Source organism: bacterium (assembly GCA_036524115.1).
In the GTDB taxonomy this organism is placed as follows: domain Bacteria; phylum JAUVQV01; class JAUVQV01; order JAUVQV01; family DATDCY01; genus DATDCY01.
Genome location: DATDCY010000111.1, coordinates 1 through 3,314, shown reverse-complemented (window position 1 = coordinate 3,314; position 3,314 = coordinate 1). Strand labels below are relative to the sequence as shown.

Sequence of the window (3,314 nt, the reverse complement as noted above, 5' to 3'; positions counted from 1 at the left end):
TGGTCGCGGCGGCGGTCGCATCGCCCCGGCCGGCGGGCGCGGGGTGCCTGCCCGCGCGCCAGGTGTTCTCGGTCCGCGACGCCGCGCGGGTGGCGTTCCGCCAGCCGTCCGACCTGGTGCTTGCGGGCAGCCGCCTGCTCGTGCTCGACGACCTCAACGGGCGGATCGCACTCCTCGACCTCGCGGGGCGCAGCCTCGGGTCGATCCCGCTGCCCGGCGCGGGCGCCGGCTCGTGGCTCGGCATCGGCTTCGGCGGCGCGGACGAGATCTACCTCGCCGCGTCGGCGACCGGCGGCGTCGTCGTCCTCGACCAGAAGGGCGCCGAGGCGCGCAGGTTCACGGTCGGGCCGCCCGCCGAGAGCCGCCCGACCGGCATCCTCGTCTCGCGCGGAACCGTGTTCGTCGCCGACGCCCGCGCGCAGAAGGTGCGGGCCTTCGGCCTCGACGGCGCGGCGCAGGAATCCTGGGGCGGGCTCGGGGAAGGGCCGGCGCAGTTTCGCGGTCCCTTCCGCCTCGCGCAGGACAGTCTCGACCGGCTGCTGGTCACGGACGCGCTGAACAGCCGCGTCCTGGTCTTCACGCCCCGCGGCGAGCCGCTCGCCGCCATCGGCGAGTTCGGCACCACGGAGGGCACGCTCTTCCGGCCGGCGGGCATCGCGGTGCTCGGCGGGGACCGCGTGCTCGTGGCGGACGCGTATTTCGGCTCGCTCCAGGTCTTCGACTCCCGCGGCGCCTACCAGGGCGTGCTCTGCGGGAGCGAAGGGAAGCCCCTGGCGCTGGAGGCCCCTGGTGGCGTGGCGGCCAGGGGCAACACGGTCTTCGTGGTCGAGACCGCCGCGGGCAGGGTGAGTGCCTGGGATCTCGGTCCCCGGTGAGCGGCGGTGCGCCGGCCGCCGGGGTGTTCGGTGCGAGGGGGACGGCCGTGACATCGTCCCCGAAGGAGGTGCGGATGGCGGGCAAGTGGGAGTACGGACAGCTCTACGAGGCGAACCCCGATATCTTCGGCGGCCGGCCGAAGACGGGCGTCAACCTCGTGAAGATCAACAAGGCGGGCGAGGAGGGCTGGGAGCTCGTGGGCATCACGCCCTTCACGAGCCCCCAGGGAGAGGTCCTCGGGGCCTTCTACCTCTTCAAGCGGCCCGCGGGGTAGGGATGCGGTCCTGCCGAGCGACGCTGGCGGCGCTGCTGCTGCTCGCCGCCGCACGCCCGGCCGCCGCCCAAGAGGGGCCGACCGGCGGCGCCGCGTCCCCGCCCGCGCAGGCGTCGCAGCGGCTCGACGCCGGACTGCCGCGCCGTTGCGGCGTCTGCCACCTTGACAAGGCGCCCGCGGGGACGGCGGGGCTCATCGCGTTCGCGCTCCCGCAGGACGCCGGCGCGGCCGGGGCGGCGCGGATGTGCCTCAGCTGCCACAACGGCATCGTCGACGACCGGCGGCGCTACCTGGCCGAGGGGCGGCACCACCCCGCCGGCGGCACGGTGTCCTGCGGGTCCTGCCACACCCCCCACGTGCGGGAGGCGAACGTCGGCACGTTCATGCGCTTCCCCAGGGGGAGCTTCGGGTACTGTGCCTCGTGCCACCCGGGGCGGGGCGGCGGCGCGCCGGGCGAGCACCCCGCCGTGGCCCAGGAGAAGGGCCGGACGCAGGACTGCGGCGGCTGCCACGTGGTGCACGGCGCGCAGGGCGAGGGCCTGGTCCGCGCCGGCAGCGCCGAGGCGCTCTGCGTTCCCTGCCACGGCGAGAACCCCAGCAAGGAGGGCAAGGGCCCGGGGATGGCGACGCACCCCAGCGGCAAGGCGGGGCCTCCCTGCCTCGGGTGCCACGCCGTCCACCGGACGGTCGGGGGCCGCGCCCTGCTTGGGAAGGCCGCCTACGAGGGGCGCCTCTGCCGCCAGTGTCACGAGCGCAGCTTCTCGCCGGCCGCCGGCGAGACGAACCACCCCGTCGCCGCCGGCGGCGCCTCGTGCCTCTCGTGCCACCGCATGCACAATGCCGAGAAGCAGGGGAATCGCCGCGGCCTGCTCGCGGCGGGATGGGAGAAGGCAGAAGACGTTTGCCGCCGCTGCCACGAGCGGCTGGCGGCCGCGACTGGAGCCGTGGAGTGGAACCATCCCCTCGGCGCGAGCGTCGCCGCGGACGAGCGCAGCCTGGGCGTGCGCCTCGGCCGCTCGGGCGCGGTCTTCGCGCAGGGCGGGAAGATCACCTGCCTCTCCTGCCACCGTTCGCACGCCGGGCAGGCCGGGACGCCGCAGCTGGTGACCTCGCGCGAGGCGCTGTGCCTCTACTGCCACCCCGCGCAGAATTCGCTCGACCCGGAGCAGGCCGCGCTCGGGGCGCACCCGGTGTCCGTGCGCCCGCGGCTGGCGAGGATCGACGCGGCATTTATCGCCGCCGGAGGGGTGACCGGGCCGGATGGGCGGATCATCTGCTCGACGTGCCACCGCGCGCACCGCGCGCAGCCCCTGACGCCGGGGCTGGTGCTCCCGCGCGAGTCCTACTCGTGCCTGCTCTGCCACTCGCGGCAGGCCAAGATCGCCGCGACCCCCCACAGCCGGGCGCGCGCGCCGGGAAGCACCGCGGGGCCGGGCGTCGCCGGGCTCTGCGGCGGCTGCCACGGGGCGCACGGGTGGCGCCTGCCGCTGGGCTCGCCACAGGAGGGCCAGACCGCGATCGACCGCATCTGCATGGGCTGCCACGGGATGGCCGCCGAGGGCGGGGTGCCGCTCGTGACCAACCATCCCGTGGGAGTCGCGCCCGCGCCGCGGAAGGGAACGGGGGGGCTGCCGCTCTTCTGGGCCGACGGGCGCCGATATCGCGGGGGGATGATCACCTGCGCGACCTGCCACGACCCGCACCGGGCAGGGCCCGACGGGCGCTTCCTGCGCGAGGGGCTGGCCGGCCCGGGCGCCGAACTGTGTCTCGGCTGCCACCGCTCGCAGATGACGGTCGTCGGGACCCTGCACGACGGCAAGGCCGCGGGAGGCTCGACCTGCGGGCCGTGCCACCCGGTGCACGATCCGCTCGCGGTGACGGCCTGGCCGGGGGTGCGCGGCGGCGGCGAGAAGACGACGGCCGATGTCTCCGGCCTCTGCGAAGGCTGCCACCGGGAGCAGGGGGCTGCGGCGGCGAAGGTGGTCCCGCAGCGGACGCATCCCTGGCCCGCCCCGCCGCGCGGGAAGTCGGTCGGCTGCGGCGCCTGCCACGACCCGCACCGGTGGAACCCGCTCGACGCCGCGGACCGCGGCGGGCGGTCCGGCGGCGACGGCCGGACGAGCTTTCTCGTGCAGCCCGCCGCCGGGGCGGCCCCGCTCTGCGC

General features: G+C 76.3%; 3 protein-coding genes. All 3 read left to right on the top strand.

From position 1 onward, the window contains the following. Positions 1 to 875: hypothetical protein (locus tag VI078_05095; protein HEY5998663.1), on the top strand; the 875-nt coding region annotated here is incomplete at its 5' end. A gap of 74 nt (positions 876 to 949) precedes the next feature. Further along, complete coding sequence (locus VI078_05090) at positions 950 to 1,150, top strand: hypothetical protein (protein HEY5998662.1); 201 nt, start codon at positions 950 to 952, stop codon at positions 1,148 to 1,150. Between the two features lie 2 nt (positions 1,151 to 1,152). After that, the coding region (locus VI078_05085) for a cytochrome c3 family protein (GenBank protein ID HEY5998661.1) at positions 1,153 to 3,314 on the top strand (2,162 nt) is incomplete at its 3' end.